The sequence below is a fragment of the Levilactobacillus mulengensis genome (assembly GCF_003946045.1).
Taxonomy (GTDB): domain Bacteria; phylum Bacillota; class Bacilli; order Lactobacillales; family Lactobacillaceae; genus Levilactobacillus; species Levilactobacillus mulengensis.
Genome location: NZ_RHNW01000005.1, coordinates 162,104 through 183,402, shown reverse-complemented (window position 1 = coordinate 183,402; position 21,299 = coordinate 162,104). Strand labels below are relative to the sequence as shown.

General features: G+C 51.5%; 16 protein-coding genes. 2 read left to right on the top strand and 14 right to left on the bottom strand.

What is annotated here, in order from left to right; all coding sequences use genetic code 11:
- Positions 1-69: 69 nt before the first annotated feature.
- Both pyrE and pyrF read right to left on the bottom strand, forming a co-directional pair.
- Positions 70-705 carry an orotate phosphoribosyltransferase gene (gene pyrE, locus EKM84_RS06930; RefSeq protein ID WP_164511346.1) on the bottom strand — a complete coding sequence of 212 codons (636 nt, stop codon included), beginning with the start codon at positions 703-705 and terminating at the stop codon, positions 70-72.
- The gene (pyrF, locus tag EKM84_RS06925) at positions 702-1,418 is read right to left on the bottom strand and encodes an orotidine-5'-phosphate decarboxylase (protein ID WP_125765047.1); all 717 of its coding nucleotides are present in this window, start codon (positions 1,416-1,418) and stop codon (positions 702-704) included. The genes pyrE and pyrF overlap by 4 nt, the downstream gene beginning before the upstream one ends.
- 399 nt (positions 1,419-1,817) lie before the next feature.
- Here pyrF and EKM84_RS06920 point away from each other — a divergent pair, with 399 nt between their 5' ends.
- The gene (locus EKM84_RS06920; RefSeq protein ID WP_125765046.1) at positions 1,818-3,050 is read left to right on the top strand and encodes an MFS transporter; all 1,233 of its coding nucleotides are present in this window, start codon (positions 1,818-1,820) and stop codon (positions 3,048-3,050) included.
- Between the two features lie 78 nt (positions 3,051-3,128).
- Here EKM84_RS06920 and pepI read toward each other — a convergent pair whose 3' ends face one another.
- The 11 genes from pepI to EKM84_RS06865 form a co-directional block, all read right to left on the bottom strand.
- Positions 3,129-4,013, bottom strand: a complete 885-nt coding sequence (gene pepI / locus EKM84_RS06915) for a proline iminopeptidase (RefSeq protein WP_125765045.1) — start codon at positions 4,011-4,013, stop codon at positions 3,129-3,131.
- Between the two features lie 197 nt (positions 4,014-4,210).
- Positions 4,211-5,284 carry a ribosome small subunit-dependent GTPase A gene (gene rsgA, locus EKM84_RS06910; RefSeq protein WP_225418166.1) on the bottom strand — a complete coding sequence of 358 codons (1,074 nt, stop codon included), beginning with the start codon at positions 5,282-5,284 and terminating at the stop codon, positions 4,211-4,213.
- A 272-nt stretch (positions 5,285-5,556) separates the two neighbouring features.
- Positions 5,557-7,518 (bottom strand): elongation factor G, encoded by a 1,962-nt coding sequence (locus EKM84_RS06905; protein ID WP_125765042.1) that lies wholly within the window; start codon positions 7,516-7,518, stop codon positions 5,557-5,559.
- 24 nt (positions 7,519-7,542) lie between these two features.
- Positions 7,543-9,096, bottom strand: a complete 1,554-nt coding sequence (locus EKM84_RS06900) for a hypothetical protein (RefSeq protein ID WP_125765040.1) — start codon at positions 9,094-9,096, stop codon at positions 7,543-7,545.
- Between the two features lie 238 nt (positions 9,097-9,334).
- Positions 9,335-9,853 carry a hypothetical protein gene (locus tag EKM84_RS06895; protein WP_125765038.1) on the bottom strand — a complete coding sequence of 173 codons (519 nt, stop codon included), beginning with the start codon at positions 9,851-9,853 and terminating at the stop codon, positions 9,335-9,337.
- Between the two features lie 47 nt (positions 9,854-9,900).
- Positions 9,901-10,365, bottom strand: a complete 465-nt coding sequence (locus EKM84_RS06890; protein WP_125765036.1) for a hypothetical protein — start codon at positions 10,363-10,365, stop codon at positions 9,901-9,903.
- Between the two features lie 337 nt (positions 10,366-10,702).
- Positions 10,703-11,608: a hypothetical protein gene (locus EKM84_RS06885; RefSeq protein WP_125765034.1), complete on the bottom strand. Its 906-nt coding sequence runs from the start codon at positions 11,606-11,608 to the stop codon at positions 10,703-10,705.
- 18 nt (positions 11,609-11,626) lie between these two features.
- The gene (locus EKM84_RS06880; RefSeq protein ID WP_125765032.1) at positions 11,627-12,676 is read right to left on the bottom strand and encodes a hypothetical protein; all 1,050 of its coding nucleotides are present in this window, start codon (positions 12,674-12,676) and stop codon (positions 11,627-11,629) included.
- A gap of 140 nt (positions 12,677-12,816) precedes the next feature.
- Positions 12,817-14,748, bottom strand: coding sequence for an Ig-like domain-containing protein (locus EKM84_RS14320; protein WP_125765030.1), 1,932 nt, complete (start codon positions 14,746-14,748; stop codon positions 12,817-12,819).
- Positions 14,749-15,232: 484 nt separating this feature from the next.
- Positions 15,233-17,227: an Ig-like domain-containing protein gene (locus EKM84_RS06870; RefSeq protein WP_125765028.1), complete on the bottom strand. Its 1,995-nt coding sequence runs from the start codon at positions 17,225-17,227 to the stop codon at positions 15,233-15,235.
- A 615-nt stretch (positions 17,228-17,842) separates the two neighbouring features.
- Positions 17,843-18,538 (bottom strand): EAL domain-containing protein, encoded by a 696-nt coding sequence (locus EKM84_RS06865; protein WP_125765026.1) that lies wholly within the window; start codon positions 18,536-18,538, stop codon positions 17,843-17,845.
- A gap of 86 nt (positions 18,539-18,624) precedes the next feature.
- Here EKM84_RS06865 and EKM84_RS06860 point away from each other — a divergent pair, with 86 nt between their 5' ends.
- Positions 18,625-19,992, top strand: a complete 1,368-nt coding sequence (locus tag EKM84_RS06860) for an FAD-dependent oxidoreductase (protein WP_225418165.1) — start codon at positions 18,625-18,627, stop codon at positions 19,990-19,992.
- Between the two features lie 99 nt (positions 19,993-20,091).
- On the opposite strand, the gene EKM84_RS06855 is transcribed toward EKM84_RS06860, so the two are convergent.
- Positions 20,092-21,258, bottom strand: coding sequence for an MFS transporter (locus tag EKM84_RS06855; RefSeq protein ID WP_125765061.1), 1,167 nt, complete (start codon positions 21,256-21,258; stop codon positions 20,092-20,094).
- Positions 21,259-21,299: the final 41 nt, after the last annotated feature.

Here is a 21,299-nt window from a genome sequence, read left to right as displayed (position 1 = left end):
TGATTTACCCGAGTTATTGGGAAATCACTGCTTTTCGTTTAGACTTTTTTCGCTGTTTCACATGAAACATTAGTCGCCGGACCAGCCCCACGGATCTTCACGCCACTGTTGAAGTGAGGCAAACTCAGCTGGGGTCATATCCCCCTCGGACCGGGCCACGTCAATCAACGCACTGTACGTGGTCAGGGGCGTCAAGGTTAAGCCGGCTGCCTGAAAATTCACGACACTATCAGGCAACTCGTAGGAGAAAATCGCGACAACGCCCAGAACCGTGGCACCGGTGGCTTGAACCGCCTTGGCTGCGGCCAACACACTGCCCCCGGTCGAGATTAAATCATCGATCAAGACGACTTGGTCGGTCGCTGTTAGCTGCCCTTCAATTTGCTTGCCCCGCCCATGATCCTTGGGTTTTGACCGCACATAATTCATCGGTAACCCCAGCCGGTCGGCCACCAGAGCGGCATGCGGAATCCCTGCCGTCGCCACGCCACCAATGACGGTCGCCGTCGGATACTTTTCCTGAATCAACGCCGCTAGCCCGTCCGCGATGGCTGCGCGGACTTCCGGATAGGCAATTGTCTGCCGGTTATCCGTGTAGATGGGGGCTTGCATCCCGCTCGCCCACAGAAATGGGTCGTTGGGTGCCAGGGTCACCGCACCAATATGCAAGAGGTCCGCCGCAATTTTATCTGTTACTGTCATCATTTTCCTCGCTCCCATTCCGTTAAGACTTGGTGATACGCCGCGACCGGGTCTGCTGCCTGGGTAATGGACCGGCCTACGACCAGACCATTACTGCCTAGCGCGGCCGCCCTAGCCGGCGTAACCACGCGCTTTTGATCATCGACTGCATCGGCGGCTAATCGAATGCCCGGATTGACGCAGAGAAAGTCCGGACTCGTGGCCGCATGAATCGCCGGGTCTTCCAGTGCCGAAGAAATCACGCCGTCTGCCCCGTTGGCTTGGGCGAGTTGGGCCAGGTGCGCGACGGTTGTTGGCAGGTCGGCGGTCACTAGCTGTTCGGCCTGCATTTGGGCTTCGGTGGTCGAAGTCAGCTGGGTAATCGCTAATAATTTGGCCGGGGCAACGCCAGCAGCCCGACTCCCCTGGTCTAACCCCCGACGGGCTGCCGCCAACATCGCCGCCCCACCGGCCGCGTGGACCGTGACCATGGCCACACCCTGCCGACCCAGTTGGCGCATGGCCTGTTCGACTGTGTGGGGAATATCGTAGAGTTTCAAATCCAGGAAAATCTGGAGACCCCGTTCACGTAATGTTCGTAAAATGCTGGGACCCGCTTCATAGAACAATTCCATTCCCACCTTGACCATCACCGGTTCCGATTCTGGAAATTGATCTAAGAAGTCGGTAACTACCTGCTGATTTTCAAAATCTAGTGCCACAATGACTGGTCGCATGTCTTGTTCCTTTCTCCAGAAAAAAATCCGGCTAGCCCTGTGTTGGACTAGCCGGATTTAGGCCCACTGCCAGCGTTTCTGGGGGGCATACCGTTCGTCGTTTTAGTCTCACAGGGCTAAGTTAACTGTTGTTTGTAATGAGTTTAGCCGATAAATCACCGACCGTCAACCATAAATTTCAGGTTAGCCGATTTACCTGGGAAAATAAATTCCCACCTAACCGTATCCAAAATAATTTTCTCCCTAATTATTTAGCGATTGGTAAACCCGTATAATTAATTTAATATCCGGATTAACGGTTGCTTTTTCCTGACGAGCATGCCATAATATTGCCAACGCCCGGGTAACCGGCAAAAATAACGAATGTCAGTGAACATTCATTTTGGAGGAACTGAATATATGGAAACCACGACGCAGAACCACGCGCTCAGTAAGCACCAGAAGTGGACGATTGCCTCAACCTCAGCAGGATTCGCCTTGGAAAATATGGATGTCATGTTTTTATCCTTTGCCCTTTCCTCAATCATCGCCGATCTACACATTAGCGGTGCCCAAGCTGGGTTGATTTCATCGATTACCAACCTGGGTATGCTGGCGGGTGGCATTTTATTCGGCATTCTGGCCGACCGCTACGGCCGGGTCCGCATCTTCTCACACACCATCTTCATCTTTGCCTTCGCAACCGCCGCCATGGCCTTCGCCAGCAACATCACCTGGATCTACATCTTCCGGTTTCTGGCCGGTGTTGGCGCCGGTGGGGAGTATGGTGTCGGCATCACGCTGATTGCCGAGAGCTTCTCGCGTAACAAGATTGGCAAGATGACCTCGGTTGCTGCCATCGGTGGCCAGATGGGTGCCATTCTCGCCGCGGTTGCCGCCGCCATGATTATTCCGACGCTGGGTTGGAAAGCCCTGTTCGTTCTCGGCCTGGTTCCCGTCGCTTTGACCTACTTCATCCGGCGCCACCTGCGGGAAAGTGATGAATTTTTGGCCGAACAACAGACTCCCAAGGCTGAACGCAAGCCGGTTCAGATCCGTGCCCTGTTCAAGACGCCGCAACTGGCTTACCAAACGCTAGCGTTGATGGTTATGGTTATCGTACAGATTGCCGGCTACTTTGGTCTGATGAACTGGCTGCCGGCCATCATGCAACAAAAGCTGGGCTTAACAGTTTCCGGCTCTTCCGTCTGGATGATTGCCACTATCCTTGGGATGAGTGTTGGAATGATGACGTTCGGGTCCATTCTCGACTACTTCGGTCCCCGGCGAGCATTTGGCATCTTCCTGATTGCCTCCGCCATCGCCGTCTTCAGCATCACACTGGCCTTTAACCAACTGACCCTGATTCTGGCGGGCGCCATCATCGGCTTCTTCTCTAACGGGATGTTTGGTGGGTACGGCGCGGTCATCAGCCGACTCTACCCCACGGAAATTCGCTCGACGGCCAACAACGTCATCGTTAACGTCGGCCGGGCAATCGGGGGCTTCTCCTCAGTCGTGATTGGCTTCCTGATGGATCACTACACGCTGACCGTCGTCATGGGCTTCCTGTCCGTGCTCTACATCATCAGTTTCACGGTCATGCTCACGATTCCGAGCCTACGGAAAATGGGTAAGGTCAACGAAGGCTAAGCGAATCATTTAACGCAATAACTAAATAAACCAGCAACGCCGAAACCTGGCCGTTGCTGGTTTTTCATTTAAAATCCACTAATCATGGGCCGCCAACCACTGCGTCAACCGTTCAAAATAAGCGATCGGCTCGTCAATGAAGGCCATGTGCCGGCTGTGGGCAAACAACGACCACTCTGCATGCGGCAGGTGATCGACCATTGTCTTGGCAACCAGTGGCGTGCTCAAATCATTGGTCCCACTGGTCACCAGTGTTGGCATGGTGATTTTAGCCAGCTTGGCCGTGTAATCGTAAGCCTGTAGCGTCCCGGTCGGACAGTATTCGTTCGGCCCCCAGGCCACGTTGTAAGCCGCGGTACCGGACCGCTTAGCTCGTCGTAAGAATTCAGGTGAATCGGCCGTCACGGGTCCGGCCGCATGGGCCAGCATGTACCGGTCATTCGCCGCCAAATACGCTGGCTCTGTATAATCGCCACTGGCTTCGGCCTGGGCAATCGCCGCTTGGTCCGCTGAAGCCATGAAGCGAATCATCCGGTGCTGCTCCTGTTGCCAGAGTTTGGCCGAAGAGAGCGTGCTGGCTAGAATCAAGCTTTGAATCCCCGCTGGCTGGTGGTCGCACAGATAAATGATGGCTAGCATGCCACCCCAGGATTGGCCAAGCAAATGAACGCGCTTCAGGCCCAAGTAGTCCCGCAATGCCTGCAACTCTGCCACCCAAGTTGACGCCTGCCACAGGCTATCGTCACCCGGCATAGAAGATTGCCCACAGCCTAATTGGTCATACATCACAATTGGCCGCCCGGTCTTCGCCGCCAGCTGATCAAACGCTTCAAAATAGTTGTGTGTCGACCCCGGTCCGCCGTGTAACAGTAACAAGGGCGTTGGCCCGGCCTGTAAGTCGCCGACCACGCGGTAATAGGTTTGGTACTCGCCAAACGGCATAAATCCTTCTTGAATGTCCATCTTCGTTCGTCAATCCCTTCTGGGCCACCATTCATTCGGCGGCAAATCCTATGTATCTCGGTAACTTAGCCTAGCTTACCACAACCCTGACCACCCTGTCGCAATGCGTCTAACCTAAAAACGCCCCCGCTTTCAGCATGGCTTCTCGCTGAAAATGGGGGCGTTCATCTATTCATTTGGATGTTTCACATGAAACATTACCGCCGGCGAATCTGTTGCATGTGGTCTCTAGCCTGCTTCATTTCCTTTTTGCCACCGAAGAACCGCTGAATTTTGGCGTTTTCTCGTTCTCTGGCGCTCATATCGCTGTAACTCATTTCCAGCTGGAGCTTGCGGTAGCTGGCTAAGCGTTCCGCATCTAGTTCACCCGCCGCAATGGCCGCCTGCACCGCACATCCCGGTTCCGTTTGGTGGGTGCAGTTGCGAAACTTACACTGGTCCGCCAGCGTGGTGATGTCCGCAAACGCCTTGGTCAGGTCCCCACCCTGGACTTGGAGCTCCCGCATCCCCGGGGTGTCAATGACCACACCGCCACTGGGCAACCGCAACAACTCCCGTGCCGTGGTGGTGTGCCGGCCCTTGTCATCGTCCGTCCGAATCTCTCGGGTGACCAACGTCTCGTGGCCCAGCAACCTGTTGATCAGCGTGGACTTGCCAACACCTGATGACCCGATAAATGACACGGTCTGATTGCCCGTCAGGTAGGCCTGCAAAGCCGCAACACCATCGCCCGTGGTGGCGGAACACGTGACCACGTCCACGCCCAGCGTCACGTCGGCCAACGCCGCCAATTTTTCAGCCACATCGGCACACAGGTCGGCCTTGGTCAGGACAACGACCGGCACGGCCCCACTATCCCAGGCCATCGTCAGGTAGCGTTCCAGGCGGTGCCCGTTAAAGTTGGCATTCAGCGACATGCAGATGAAGATGGTATCGACGTTGGCCGCAATCAGCTGACCAGCACCGGTTTTGCCAACAGCGGCCCGTTCCAGAACGCTCTGGCGGGGTAAGACCCGCTGAATCACAGCCAATTGGTCGTCCGGGGCCACGGTCGCCAGCACCCAGTCCCCCACCGTTGGCAGGTCCGCGGCGACCTTCACGGTGTGTCGAAACTTGCCAGCTAGTTCAGCAGCGACTGGTCCGGCGGCATTGATGACTTGGTAGGTTTCTCTATGCTGCTCGGTCACTCGGGCCAGAGTCAACGCTGGTTCTGTCGCCGCCAGTTGTACGACCCGTTCAGTTAAACCGTACGCTTGTAAATCGATTTTCAATTCGTTCAAATCCTCTCGTTCGTGACGGTACCCGAAAGGCTGACGACAAAAAAGGCGCAGTCGTGACTGCACCCCAAAAGATTTATGAGGGCGCAGATGTCCATTTCGTCGTTCAAGCATTTACGGGCACACTAAAGTCAGCGGTGTTTGACCACTTTCTTAGCAACCTGCGTAACGCCTATTGAACGACTGACATCTGGCAATTCCTCCGATATATTAGTTGTTGGTAGATTACCACGGAATGAGTTCCGCGTCAATTGACCGTTAGGTGACTACCCTAACGCCTGTAGATCCGCGGCTGAATAGGCATAATCCACGTGCGCCATCCCCGGCACCTCATCCCATGGAACGGGGTAGCCGGCCCCATGCGCGCAGAACACGGAGTCCGGCGTATTGGGGAGGTCGGCGACGGGCGCGTAGTCCTGCGCCGCCACGATTTCCGCCTGATTATGACACGGCCGATAGCCATCGACCAGGCATTCCAGTTGGCCCTGACCATGCGTGTAAGCCAAGACCTCCTGCGAGTACCCCTGCATTTCAGCGACGGGGGCGGTCCCGGTCAAAACGACCATGCCATTGGCACTAGCGGTGTCGTCCGGGGTATCAAACTGCCCATGGAGCCGCTGAATATCGTTCATCGCCCGGCCAACCTGGTCCTGACCAACTTCCAAGCGGAATTGGTACCAGGGTTCCAGTAGTTGGCAGGCACCTTGCTCGCGCAACATCATTAACCCCTGCCGCACGGCGCGCCACGTGGCTTCTCGGAAGTCCCCACCGACCGAGTGGACGATGCTGGCCCGTCCCGTCACCAACGTGATGGTCACATCGGTAAGTGGCGAACCCGTCAAGACCCCCAACTGCTGCTTGGCCCGCAGGTTGGTGAGCACCTGATGTTGCCAGTTCTTGCCCAGCACTTCTAGTGAACAGTCAGCGGCAAACGTTAAGCCACTGCCCCGAGGTGCCGGCGTCATCAAGAGATGGACCTCCGCGTAGTGCCGGAGCGGTTCGAAATGGCCAACGCCCTCGACCGCCTGAGTAATCGTTTCCTGATAGAGGATGCTCCCCTCGCCAAACCCAATATCCAGGTCAAACCGGTCATGGAGCATCTGTTGCAAAATTTCTAGCTGAACAGCCCCCATGATCTGGACACGGATTTCCTGAAGCTGGTTGGACCAGGTCACGTGAAGCTGTGGGTCCTCGTCCTCCAATTCCTGCAGCACGGTCAAGCAGTGATGCAGGTCGGCTCCCTGCGGATCCACGGTATAGGTCAGCACCGGCTGAATCTCCGGTGTCCGGGCCGCAACCTGTTGTCCCAAGCCCTGCCCCGGATGGGTGCCCGTGAGATTGGGAATCGCACAGACCTCCCCAGCAGCCACCGTGGGCTGAATCGTGAACTTACTTCCATTGTAGACGCGGAGCTGGTTCACCTTTTGCTCGTCTAAAATAACATCCTTGTTCGCTAACTCACCACCGGTCACCCGGACCCAGGTCAATCGTTCGTCCTGGTCGTGAGAAATCTTAAAGACCTTGGCCCCAAATTCAGCTGGATAGGTGTTTTCTTGCGTCCAGTAAGATAATCCAGACAAAAAGTCGTCTACACCGTCTAATTTCAGAGCTGCGCCGAAGTAACACGGAAAGACTTTTCGTTGTTGGATCATCCGGCGAACCGTGTCGTCGCTGAGGTTACCGGTCTCCAGATAGTCCGTCAACACAGCGTCGTCTTGCATGGCAACGTCCTCGGCTGACTCGTCTGGCAAATCCGTCCCCGAAAAGGCCACGCACCCGGCGGAGAAGGTCTCCTGTAGCTGACTTAAAACGCGGTCGCGGTCGGCCGTGGGGGCATCCATTTTATTCACGAAAATAAACGTCGGCACCTGATAGTGGTCGAGCAACCGCCACAGGGTGCGCGTGTAGCCCTGAATGCCGTCGGTGGCCGACACCACCAGGATGGCATAGTCCAGGACGCTGAGCACCTGTTCCGTTTGTGAGGCAAAATCCACGTGCCCCGGGGTGTCCAGCAGGGTGAGGTGCAGGTCGTCATGGGTCAAACTGGCCTGGTGAGAGAAGATGGTGATGCCGCGTTGTTTTTCCAAGTCGTCCGGATCCAAAAAGGCATCCCCGTTGTCGACTCTGCCCAGCTGCCGCACCGCGCCGGACTGGTACAGTAACGCTTCCGATAGCGTGGTCTTGCCGGCATCAACGTGGGCAACGATTCCCGCTACGATATGTTTCATGTTGGTGTTCTCCTTCTATAATGTTTAACGTTTCTTGTGTTTACGCCGTTTGCGTGCTTCCTTAAATGAAAGCACGTTGCCAGTCTTTTTCTGATGTTTCGGTTGGCTTGCCGTGAGGGCCGCAATCAGTTTATCGGCCGATTTAGGTGGCATGTACCCCTCATTTTGCAAAACGTTGGCGATCGCCCGCATCAGCTCCCGCAAACCATCCGGATCAGACGTTGCTTCCTGAATCCACTCGCCAAAATTCTGCCAAATGTCTGGTGTCGATTGCTCGAGTGAAATGACACATTGGCCGTACAACATATCCGCGATTCGCGCGACCATGTCAAGCGTATTTTCAGATGATTGCCACAGCGGTGAGAGGTGAAAGGCCTTTCTGAACAGCCACACCTGCAGGCCTACTACGACCCCAAAGAGGTGGGCGTCGACGGCTTCTTTTTCTTGCCATTTTCGCCCCGCATAGGTCATCACATGCTGTTCCTGTAAGTAGCTTCGCTGTGGATTCGGATCATATCTCCCCGCGAAGGTGTACAGTAACTCCTCGTCATCCAACAAGGTTGCTAATTCGTCAGCCGTCAGGTCGATGCCATCTGGCAGGCGCGCGCCACCCTCGTATTTGCTATCTACTCCACCTTGTGCTTGAATCTTTTCCACAAAAGCCTTGGCTGCGGTCGCGTCGTTAGGATCAATTCCCTGCGCAATCATGGCATAATAAATTTGCTTTTCCGGTCCAAAATTACTGTCGTCCTTGGCCCGTTCAATCGTTTCTGGTGCGAGGTCCACCAAATACCGTTGATACGTGCTGGCCCTCTTCGCGTTTAACCAGCCCTTCTTACCAGCAAAGCCCAGTAATTGACTCATGACCGGAATTGTCAGTGCCAGGTCCGCCGCCGTCAGATTTAAATTAGCAACGACGTCGTCCAAAACCCCGGCCAGCGCTGCCTTACTCCAGCTTTTGGGGGTCTTGCGGTATTCATCATACCCCTGCGTCACAACATACCTTAATAGCGTATCCAGCTGGTCTTCTGTCACACCTGTCGCTTGATTATGCGCCCATCCAGGACTTTCCAAGTACTCGGCTAACCAGCTTTGCGTGTAGCGCTGAATATCGTGTGCCGTGCGTTCCTGCCATTCTGCTAGCCACGGCTGATCAGGAATTGCGTTCTGCATTGGGTCCTGTATTGTTAGGGCATCCACATCGATCGTACTCCCATCCAGCCCCGTCACCGATTCGAATTCATTTAACAATTGACGAACCGCTTTTACCTGCAGCTGGCTTTCCTTAGCCTGCGCCCAAAATAACAAGAACGGTTTCAACACGCTGTAGTTTAGCTTCAAAATTATCAGGGATAGCGGGTCACTATCCTCTTGGGCCTGTTGCTTCAAAACGGTTAGTCCTTCTGCCACCATCTGGTTATCCCATTGGCTAGCATCAACGTGATTGACCGCCTGGAGCATCTTGGTAAAGGTAACCAAAACTTGCTTCACAATTTGCTCCGGATACAACTCCAAAACCTTATACGCCGTGGCGGCCCGAAAAGTGGGCCATGCCGTTTCAATGTCGCTACTTGTCAATACAATCCCCTCCCGAATGGTGAAACGTCGTTACCGTTAAAAGCCATTACGCCAATCTTACCGTAACTACCGATAGAATGCACCTGCTAAAGCCGGCCTAAGAAAAAAGAGAGTGGGACAGAAGGCGGTTAGCCGTTTTAAGCGGAACCGGGTGCCTTCTGTCGCACGTTTCGACCATATTCATGGGTACACAAAACGAGTCTGGGATTTTGTCCCAGACTCTACGAGGTCATTATCATTAGTGTTTCGCAAACTGCCGCGCTAATTTCTTGGTGGCGTAGTATTGATAATTGACGTGTTTCTTATTCGCAGAAACTTCTTGGACGACGGTGACCTTGTGTCCTTTGATTTTCGTCGTGGTCTTCCGATAGTAACCGGCCAGTGGCAAGGTAACGTTACGATTCCACGGTGCCACCTTCACTAAACCGTGATGCTTCGTTGCGTAGGCCCAACCCAGATGGCCTTTCTTCGTGCCGGTGAACGGTAACTTATGGGCATGTAGCGGAAACCCGACAAAATTTTTGGTGACGTTGGCTTGGAAATAGAATTGCTTGGCCGTGAACCGAACCCCGTTGTAGTAGTGATACCCGTCAATTTTCCCGGCATCCGCGTACCAGGTGCCGCGCAACTGTTTGGGAAAGGTCTTCAGGGTGGTCTTCGCTTTGCCCTGACCAGTGGTTGCTGGCGTCAGCGCGACGCCGGCAACGCCTAGCGTTAGGGTCAGGAGTGTCGCTGTCACGAGAGTCGTCAGTTTCATGGGAATTCCTCCAATTATTAATAATTATTTTTAGTAATTAAATCTGATTATTTCTTAGTCAACTTGGTAAAGACATCCGTGCGGGCCGGATTAAACGCCGTCAGCACGAGCTGGGTCTTTCCCTTAAGCCGCCGGTGCTTGAGCCAGATGCTCTGGTTGGGGAAGGCCATGTCGTTCAAACGATAGTGCGCCTGCCAATGGCTACGCGTCCCCGTCAAGGTGAAGGTCCGCTGATTGACTGGCTTGGTTTGCCGCAGCCGATACCGGGATTTATTCTTTGCGTGCAGCGCTTGGGTCTTCGTTCGACCGATCCGTTCCCGCCAGGTCGTGGCCGTGAAAATTTCTACGCCATAACTCTTGCTGTCGCGATAGTGGGTCACCCAGGTGCCACGCAGGGCCTTGGGCACGACGGCCAGCTTGGTCGCCGCGTTGGCCGGTGTTGATTGTCCCATACTGAGTCCGGCCACCATTAGGCCCGCTACGAGCAGGCCGCGTTGCCAGTTTCTTGTCATTAACTTGTCCTCCCCATTTCTGGATTAAATGTGCCCCTTAACTAACTCTGGCTAGTTGTGGAGGTCACGCTTAGTTTCAGAATACGCTTTCAAATTTTGGCGGTCAACGCTTATCGTTCGGGAGTTTGTGGCGGATACGCTGGTCGACATTTGGTGTCGGCTGGGTAGGACTTTATTGCGTTTTTGATTGGCGAACTATTAGCCCTATCAGCCACAAAACGCCATAAAAAATAGCCGGCATCACTGTCGACCATTTCATATTATTCGGTTTATGATGGTGCTGTCGTAATCGTCCAATTACGCGTTGAGGAATAACATTTCTGGGTACCAGCCGCCTTCATCCCTGAATCACATACCGACCAATAATCCCATTCGCTGACAGGTCGATACCCGCTGTCTGAATACCCCGAACCAACTGATCAGTCGCTGGCAGATTTTCCCATGCTGTCACATGCGCCAACATTTTTGGCTCAGCCGCTTTAATAAGCCGCTGGTACTTCTTGACTCGTTGTTGCGTCAAGCGCTCGGTTTCTCCTAGGAAGCTAAACATTTGGTGTAGTGTTGGCACGACCAACGAATACGCCTCACCAGGCAAAACCAATTGCGTAACAAAGTAATTGGTCAACACCCCCGTTACTGTGCGCCCAGCCCATGATAGCGGCGTCTTCCGATAGTCCTGGTAAGCTATCTTGGTAAAACTCCCCACAACTAATTTCATAAACTCAGCTGAGACACCTGCTGGTCGCTCCGACCATTGGGGACTAGCCAGATAGGAATTTTGCCATTCGCTGGTCTCCGACGCGATTTGATCCGTCATTCGTTGCAAAGGCATCGGTAGGGACGCAATTGACATCCCAAACGGCCATTTACTAGGCACTCCTGAAAACAGAACTTGTGGTTCGGGCAAGTGATATTGCCGAAACGCAGTCAACAGGTCTGCAAAATCCTTGGCTGCTAATTTTACTAAATGGCTAACTACCATAAAGTGTACTAACCCCTGTAAAATGTCCGTCACAACCATCCGAACCTCTGGCTGCTTGGGCGTCACTCTAACTAGAATCTCTAATGCCGCTTGCAGGTTGCTGAGTTGCCAGTCTGTTCCCGTAACCCCTTGCAAGGTCATTGCCATCCCTATGAATCGAATTGCTTCATGACAGACCTCTTCTGGATACTTTTGGACATCGCCATACTGCGCTGACAATTTAAATGCCTGCCACAGCTCTTCTATTGTTGTTTCTGTCATTTCTTGATGCCTCCACGATCAATGGCGCTTCTTCCGCCGCAATTTCTTAGCTGCAGCCAGCGATAATCCCTGACCTCCGGAATGCCGATTACGAACTGGTGGTTTTACTTTTTCAGCCGTAAATTCTCCTTGTAAAATAGCTGAAATGCTTGTCGCCTGAGGCACATTCAGCTCGCCTTGATCCATCAACAGATGTACCGTGCTCGTAAGAGTCAGTATCAGATTCTGCTGCACCTTTTCGTCATCAAGATCGTCCTGAATCCAGTCATAAACATCTTGCCAGCCTAAATCCGACCAAGCCTGTGGTGTCTCTAACGTCTTGGCGTAAATGGCATCGATCATCGACATCACATCCTCCAGCGTTTGCCCTGCCGTCGCTGACGGTGCCAGCGGATACTTTTGCCGCGAAAGCCAAAGTTGTAGTCCTGTCCGGACGGCCAATCGATGAACTTGCCGCGCTGTGTGCTTCTGCCATTTACGAGTACCAATTCGTTTGACATGCCGCTGAAGATAGCCCTCTTCTGGGTCTGGGTCGTAAATCTTCGCAACCGCTACCATCTGTTCTGGGTGCGCAACAACCTTGGCTAAATCATTTAGCAACGCTGTCTCCGTTTTATCCGGTTGTCCCTTTGGAAGCTCGTCATCGCTAAATGGTAAGTTCTCCGCCGGCAATCCAAGCATTCGCTGGATATCTAGAAGACTACCGACATCTTCCAAATTGAGACTAAATAAGAGAGCAACTAGTTCTTCATCCGAAATTTTAAGACGCTTAGTGTCTACACCAAACACCAGCAGCGCTGCGAGCACCTGCACCGTTACCTTGTCGGCCACAACTCCCGGCTGCTCAGCCGCGTCTCCCACAGAAATTGCCGTCACGCTATCAACAAATTGCTGCAGCTTATCACTAGACCAATCCGCCATCTGCTGAGCTCCTAGCACGGACATCGCTTGAAAAATATACACCACCGTATCAAATCCACGCTTCTCTGAAACGGTCACCAGTTTTTCGTAGACTGCTGACACTCTGAACTCAGGCCAAATTGTTTGGACTTCTGCTAAACTTATCATTTCTCTTATCACCACTTATAAAAGACTAGTGTCACATATGCTCAGTATATCATCTGGTCGTTAGTTGACCACTAAGCGCCTTACAAAATTAGCCATTAAAAATAGCCGACATCGCTGTCGACCACTTCATATTACTCATTCTATGATGGTGCCATCGTAATCGTCCAATCAAGCGTCGAGGAATAACTTCCCGTGTAGATAGCCTGACTAGCCATGTTCAATATTAATTTCTGCCCGTGATCCGAACTGAGCGAGCCCACTGTGATTCCAGGACCAGAATACTGAACGGTTTGTGCTTTGTCCGTTAACGGCATCGCCGAACTCCCATTGGAATAACTCAGGGTGGCGTCCAACGTGTGACTGCCATCACTGGTTCTAAACGGCGTTGCTTGACTCAGCGTGATTGTTGTCCCCGTCTTGGTCCGCCGATCGTCGGAAATGGCCAACAGGTCGCCGCCACCTTCAACTTGACCTTCAATGTCTTGATTGACGTTGACATAGGAGAGTGATCCAAAAGAGACATTCCCGGCCTTCGCCGTCAGCGTATTCGCTGAGAAGTTCATGCTTAGGTTTTGACTTTGGTAGGTGTCCAGCATGGTACCACCTGTTGTATCATCGTAGCCGTCTACTTTCACATTAGTTGTAAAATCTGTGTTCGTTGTCTCTAGTGATTGAAAATCAATTTTGTACTTATGTGTTTGTTGGCTACTAAAATCGATTCGATCTGATTTTAATGCAGTCCCTTGGACCAAATAGTAATCATAACCGCCAGAACCATTATCTTCGGGCTTTGCCGTATTATTGACTAACTTATCGTCAATGTAGAAGAACGTGCTGCCAATATTTTCAGGTACCTTAATCTTCAGGACACCACCTTGCAGCGTGGAGTCCGGGTTAGAATCCGTAATGGTCCCTGAAACTTCAACGTTGTCACCAGCAACAATGTTACTCAAGTAAGTGTCGGTGTTCCCAGTATTATCCGTCAAATCCGTAATTTTACTGGTAATTGACACCTTAGGAGATGTACTGAACATCACGTTAAGATTAGCTGTGTTCGTGGTAATCGTCTTTGAATTAGAGTCCGAAGCAATCGTCACTTCAGCGTAGTAGCTCGCACCATCGTCCGCTGAGGTCGTCGTTGGCGTCGTGTACGTCAGGCTGGTTCCACTGGCAACCTTAGTTGCGGTACTGCTGCCAGGAGCCTTACGGTACCAAACAACAGACTTAGGTGCTGATGGGAATGTCCCTTGGACCTTGAAGGTCGCGGTCTTCCCAACATCGACAGTTTGGTCATCCAACCCACCACCAATTTTAATATCAACGGAACCACTCTTAGTCGTGCCATCGTCGTTTTTAATGGTCCCGGTGATGGTCACTGTTCCAGACTTACCGTCTTTATTGGCCGTCACGGTCCCATCATCCTTATCAACTGAAGCCAAGCTTGGATTACTACTACTCCAAGTTACACTCCCAGTCGCATTAGCTGGCGTTGGTGTCGCATGCACATTGGTTGTCGCGGCATTATCTTGATTATTGTAAAGGTAATTGTCATCCGCCTTAACCGACAAACTTGTCGCATTGACGGGATCGCCTAAAGCCGTAACCGAAGCAACCCGCGAATAGTAATACATGCTCTGTGTAAATGGTGGGATGAAGAGGTAGTACCCAAACCGTTCTTGATAATACGTCGTTCCTGGCGTAGTTGGCGTAACTGTTAAGCTAGAACTCGTTGCCCCTTTGATTGATTGCCAACTCGCCCCTGAATCAGTTGACTGGTACCACTGAAAATGATTATACGCCAAGGCATTAAACCAGGTATCCATAAACGAATACCCAACCCCAGTCGTTAACGTCTTAGACGTCCCCGCCGCCGTATACTCATCTTGTGGCTGCAGCCGAAATCCTGTGCCCGTGTACCAAAATAAAAAACTACTAATATCTGGTGTTGGTGTGCCGTAGCCAGTGACCGCGGCTTCCGCAACCGGCGCACGCTTTGTGCCATTGAAAAATCCGCCAGCAACGAACAATGCTGCTAACATCAGCAACACCCGTCCTAATTTTTTCTTTGTCATAGCATCGTCTCCCTTTACACACGCGAAGAGTGCCCTGGCAGCCTTTTCCTGAACTAGCTGCCTTGACGTTTCCGTGTACCCACTATCTCAATTGACTCCATCAATTTAATTCTCAACCTAAAATTACTATGATAAAAAGTTCAACCAAATAGTGGTTAAAACCGTCACACTTTTCGGTCATTAATGCCTAGTCCATTATCCAATAAGTCCTGACGATCATTCGTTTACCAACCTAGTTTTTAGCAAACATCTGATGTCTATGTGAGATTTCGTTAATCAGCCATTTCTGGTGTTACAAATTAACAACTCTGTCTGATTTTATTATACTTTTTATTTTTAACAAATACCATTTTAATCGTAAAATATTTTAACGATTTAAGCGCAAAATAGCAGTTATTGCTTGACAAAAAGCGGTCAGCCCTACGCGTGGTAGGACTGGCCGTCTCTTTAATCAGCATGGCTAACGTTGTTTCACGTGAAACATTTACACACTAGGCACTGCTGCAAACGTCCAGTTCAACGTCGAGGTGTAGTGGCCGGCCTGGTAAGCGGCATATAGCAGCTTCAGATTCAGGTGCTCACCCTTAGCCCCAATCGACTGAACCGCTATGCCAGCCCCCGCGTTAATGACGGTTTGGGCAACGTTCGATAGCGGATAGGACAACGAGCCACTATCGTAGAATAAATCCGCCGCTAAGGGCCGGTCCCCACTGTAAAAGGGGGTGCTCTGTTGAAGTTGGACGGCCACCTGGTCGCGCCGGCGCCGATTGTCCCTAACGTCGAGCAGGTTCCCACCATCCACGACTTGGCCCGCCACCGTTTGCCCCAAGCTGGTTTTATCTAGGGTCCCAAAGGTAATGGGATGGGCCGTTGCGTCGATCACACCATCGGTAAAGTTCAGCCTGAGACTGGGTCCGCTGTAAGTCCCCAGTAGTTGATTGTTCTTGTCACTTCCCCGCAACCGCACGCCGGTGGTGTAGAGCTGGTTAGTCGTGATAGGTGAGGTGAAGTCAATTTCGTAGTCATAACTCCCAAAAATCACCTGGCTGAAATCAAGCCCACTAACCGAAAATATCGTCTCTGATCCGACTGTTTGTTTAGCAACTGCCTGTGGCACATTATTGAGTATAAACTTCACCTGATTACTTAGGCTACTAGGCAGTTCAAACGTCAATTCCCCGCTAGCCATTGTCGAATTAAGCCAATTGGCATCCGTGATGGTCCCTGTAATTTGGCATTCATCACCCTGCACGATGTTGGTCAGATTATGAGCAGTATCATCATTTCGAATTGGATTAACGGTCCCAGACAGTTGTTGTGCAGTGGTGGCCGCTTCCGACGAGGCCGTTGAATTCTTCATCTCACTGGTGATGGTGACTCGAGGCGCCGTGTCTGGATTGACCGTCAGTTTAGCCTGACGCGTCTTAATCGTCTGCGTCTGTGGTTTTTCCTGTTCATCTAGCATAGTAACCGTGACCTCAGCGTAATACAGGGCACCGTCGTCCTGAAGCGTGGTCGCAGGGGTCTGGTAATTCAGGCTCTGCGTGTTGGCCACAACTTTATTCTGACCATTAGCGTCAACCCGGTGCCAAGCGACGTTGTCCGGCTTCTGATCAATATTCCCCAGCACACGGAAGTCAGCCGATTGCCCTTCCGTAACTGTTTGATCTGCCAATCCACCACCCACAGTCAGTGTGACCGAATCACTCACGTCGACGAGGCCATCATTTTGGACGGTCCCTGTGATAGTTACCTGGCCGTCTTTGCCTGATTTATTTGCCGTGACCTTCCCCGTCTTAGCGTCCACCGCCGCGATTGTTGGATCACTACTGGTCCAGGTGATATTTCCCGTTGCGTTCGCTGGGGTCGGTTGGCCGTGAACGAACGTCGAGGCCGCCGCATCCTGGTTGTTATACAGGTAATCATCATCAATTGAAACTTTGATCCCACTGGCATCGATTGGCGCTGGTAAGGTTGTCACCGCTGCGACTCTAGAGAAATAGGTGCTCGTCACTGGCCAGATTGGCAGGACCGTATAATACTGAAATGTGGCTTGGTAATAAACGGTACCCTCTTGAGAAGGTGTCACAATTAAATCCGGCGTTGTCCCATACTTATCAGAGGCTTTATTGCCATCCTGCGCTTTAGTCCAGTTTTTCCCGCCATCAACCGACTGATACCACTGAAAATGATCCTTGGCTGTCAAATTAAATATTGCCCACATCGAGTGCGCCGTATCAGTCGTCAACAGCTTAGCGTTATTGACATAGGTATAGCGGTCCTCCGGTTGTAAACTAAATCCCGTATTCAAATAAAACCCAAACAACCCAAACGGTGCAGCACTGGGCGTCCCCTTCCCCGGCACGGTCGTAGTCGCCGCTTCCGCTTGCACCCGAGAACGTGGACGACGTAAGACTCCGATTGCCAACACCACCAATAATGCCGCCACCAGCAACTCCTGCCATTGTTTCCTTGTCATCCATCGTCGCCCTTTCTCCCCAAATCGATTTTTAATGAATCCATTATTTTGCTGGATTATAAGTAAATATTGTTGACCACTTTATCCCGATTTAATGGTTAGTCGCCCATTATTATTTTTGCAATAGTTACCAGTAGTCAACTTATCTAGCCCCATTATAGTTACAGTAATCATTAAATACCACCGTCAGGTATAAAATATTTTTATTATCTACAATTAACCGTTTTACTGCACAGAAAAAACGCGTACCCAGAGACAATACACGTTGCATCAGTTAATTTTGTTATTTTGAAGCTTATGCCAGTTGCTTTGAAAGTTCGGGGTCAAGTTATTAGCAACCACCGAACCCCTGGAGTAAACTCAAGGTATCACCTAAGCCAAAAGACTTAGGTGACGATGCGTTTTACAGGCTAAATCAGTGTCAGCCGCAGGGCTGGTGAAAATGGGCTCAGCCGTGGGAATTACCTTAGCGGGTCTCCCGCTTAGGTAATTGCTATCTTTGAGACGCGCTTTTCGGCTCAAAGTAAGCCCGAAGACCGCCCCTCAGGCTTCGGGCGGGCGCCCACAGCGTCACGGCCCATTTTCACCAGCCCGGAGGCGTAAGTAACAACTCGTTTAACCCGCGTCAAATGAGTCGCCGGGAAGCTTGAGCAGGCGCGGCTTGCTGAAGTAGTAGCCTTGCTTCAGCCGAATACCTAACCGCTTGCTCAGCACGCTGTCCTCGTGATTCTCGATGCCTTCCAGCACCAAGCGCAACCCATACTCTGCCGTTATGGCGCGCCAGAAATGAACCTGCTTCTGAATCTGGGGATCGCTGAAACCTTGATTGAAGTTTTGTAACGCAAATTTAACTTCGGACGCCAGCGGCAATAAATCTTGGATATCTGTGAAATAATTATCACCCGTGCCAACGTCATCTAGCGACAGTTCCATCCCCTGATCAATGAATTTTTTCAGCTGGGGAATCAGGTCTTGGACCGCATACTTTTGTGGTCCATCATCTTCGGTGAGCTCAACGACTAAACGCGTCGGATAAATCTGTTCCTGGCTTTTTGTGATAGCGGACGCAATTGACGTCGTCATTAATTGCTCACGGTTAACATTTACTGAACAATACCGAACCTTTGGCGACAGAACTTTCGTGGTTGCCACGAGCAAGTCTGCCACGATCTGTGGGTCGATAGCGGAAAAAGATTCCGGTAAACGCCAACCGTCAGGGGTCAATTGCTTCATCAAGAGTTCATAACCAAAAATTGTTTTCGTTTCCGTATTAATCTGTGGTTGCACAAAATACCGATAGATTGGTTCCAAATAATACTACCCCCTCATGAACAATTTGCATTGCTTTACCTTACTGAACAGTATACTATAATGAAGTCAATTAGTAATAGAAAGAAATGATTAATCTTATGAAAGTCGTCGTCATCGGCTGTACCCACGCAGGTATTGCTGCGGTCAAACAAATTTTAACTTATTATCCCGACGCTGAAATCACCGTTTATGAACGGCAAAACGCGATTTCGTACCTGTCCTGTGCCACGTATTTACATATTGAGGGCACCGTGGAAGCCCTTGCCGACGCCCGTTACGCCGAACCCGCAGACTTCATCAAGCAAGGCGTGAACATGGCCACCAACCACGATGTCATTCGCATCAACGCAAAGACCCACTGTTTGTTAGTCCAGGATTTAATTACCAAAAAAATCGAACGTGACACCTATGACAAGCTCATCATGGCCACCGGCTCCGTCACAGCCATCCCCGCCATTTCCGGCGTGGAGAATCCCAAAGTCCTGCTGTGCAAGACCTACGACGAGGCCCACGACCTGTGCACCTACGCCGCCGGTCAGCAGAGCGTCGCCATCGTTGGCGCGGGCTACGTCGGCGTTGAACTCGCCGAAGGCTACGCGACCGCTGGTTACCAAGTCCTGCTGATCCAGAAACCAGCGCACTTGCTCAACACTTACGTTGAACCAGCCATCGCGGACAAAATCACTGCGCTCTTAACGGCCAAGGGCGTCCGCATCTTAACAAATACGGTCGTCACCTCTTTTCAAGATGCCGAAAATAATCAGCTATTGATTGAAACCAATCACGACAGCTACCACGTTGACATGGCTGCCATTAGCGCCGGCATGATTCCCCAAACGGAGCTGTTGGCCGGCCAAGTTAAAATGGCTAAGAACGGCGCAATTTTGGTCGACGACTACCTGCAGACCTCCGACCCCGATATTTTTGCGGCCGGCGATGCGGTGCTCAGTCGCAATAATCCGTCGACCGGCGTCACTTACGCCCCACTGGTTTCCAGCGCCGTCCGACAAGGTACCGTCGCCGGCATCAACGTCGGCGACCGGCGTTTACGGACACTCGGCACCCAGGTCACCACGGGCATGCAGATTTTCGATAACACCATGGCCTGCACCGGGCTGACCCTGGCACAAGCGCACGCGGCGGAACTGAACGTCGGCCACGTCGAGTACACCGGCACCTACCGGCCAGACTTCATGCCGGACTCCCACCCCATCACGGTGGAACTGCTGTACGACCGCAATAACCGGAAAATTCTGGGCGCTCAACTTCTCTGCAAGCACGACGTTTCCCAGGCAGCCAACACGGTGTCCGCGCTGATTCAAAATGGCGGGACCATCGATCAACTAGCCTTGCTGGACATGCTGTTCTCGCCTAATTTCAACGAGCCGTTCAACTACCTAAACTTGGCGGGACAAATGGCCGTGGAACAGGAGAATGGCTACTGGCGGAGCTAAATCACAACTATACTGCATCAAACTAAAAAAGATCCGTTACTACTAGAGGCTAACTCTAGCTAGTAGCGGACCTTTTTAACATTTCAAATCAAAGTCACGTTAATTATACTGCACGGCCGAATTAAGTTTACCCCGATTACACAGATAAGGAATGGCCGTTAACGGAACAATCACCAACATCACTGGGTAAAAGAATTTAAGTGGGAAAACGGTTGGGAGAATTCCCCCAATGATGGGGCCAAGGGACATCCCAACGTCGCTGCCCAAATAGTAAGTCGCGTTTGCCAGCCCCTGCTCTTCTATGGGCGCTAACAAGAGCGACGTTGACTGGGAAACCGACACCATCACCCCAAACCCGACTGCCATTAAGCCGGCTGCCACAATCATCTCAAAGTTATTTTGCATGATGGTAAGTAGGATGATATACCCGATTGTGGCCATGATACAGATGGAAAACCAAACGCCAAATGAAATCGTATCGAAATAATTTTTCAGTAGCATCCGAATCACAATCAATGCCAGTGAGTAGCACAAGAAGAACAGGCTCACGGTAACGTTCAAATGGCGTTCTTGGACGTACATGACAATATCCGCTTGGGTAACGAAGTAGGGAATCGACAGTAGCGAAAAAATAATGGCCACTGGCAAAGCATCTCGTTGAATAATTTTGAAATGGTGATCTTTTGCGTCAACGATTGGTTTGGCACGATTATCAATGAATTGGATGGCAACGACCATCGCCACGGCACTCACGGCGGCCAGGTTGAGAATGAATTGATAGCCGAGCAGTTGATAGAGGCTGATGGCTAGGGCCGGTGCAATCGCCATGGCCAACGCGTTTAATAGACCGTAATACCCCATCGCTGCGCCCAGATGTTCGCGTGGCACTAAGAAGGCCATCCAAGTCGCTAGGCAAATGGTACACAGGACGAAGCCGACACCATTGACGATTCTAAAGGTTAATAGCCAAGAGACGTTGGCAGCAAACAGGTAGCCAAAATCACTGACCGCACACAAACTCCCCCCAATTAGGGCTAGCCGGTATTTAGAAATGCGATCGGTTAGGTTTCCCGCAAAGGGTCTTAATACCATTGACGTGAGACTCATAACCCCCACAATGATACCGGCAAAGGCACTATTAATCCCTAAATTACGCGCGTGCCCATTCATTAGTGGATTAACTGCCTGAATACTGAATTGATAAAAGAAGGTTGCTAACATGACGCAAATAATGTCTCTGGAAAAAAACGAAAATTTCTTGGTCAAAATCTGATCCTCTCTGTTGAAATCCCATTCAGCCAAACAAA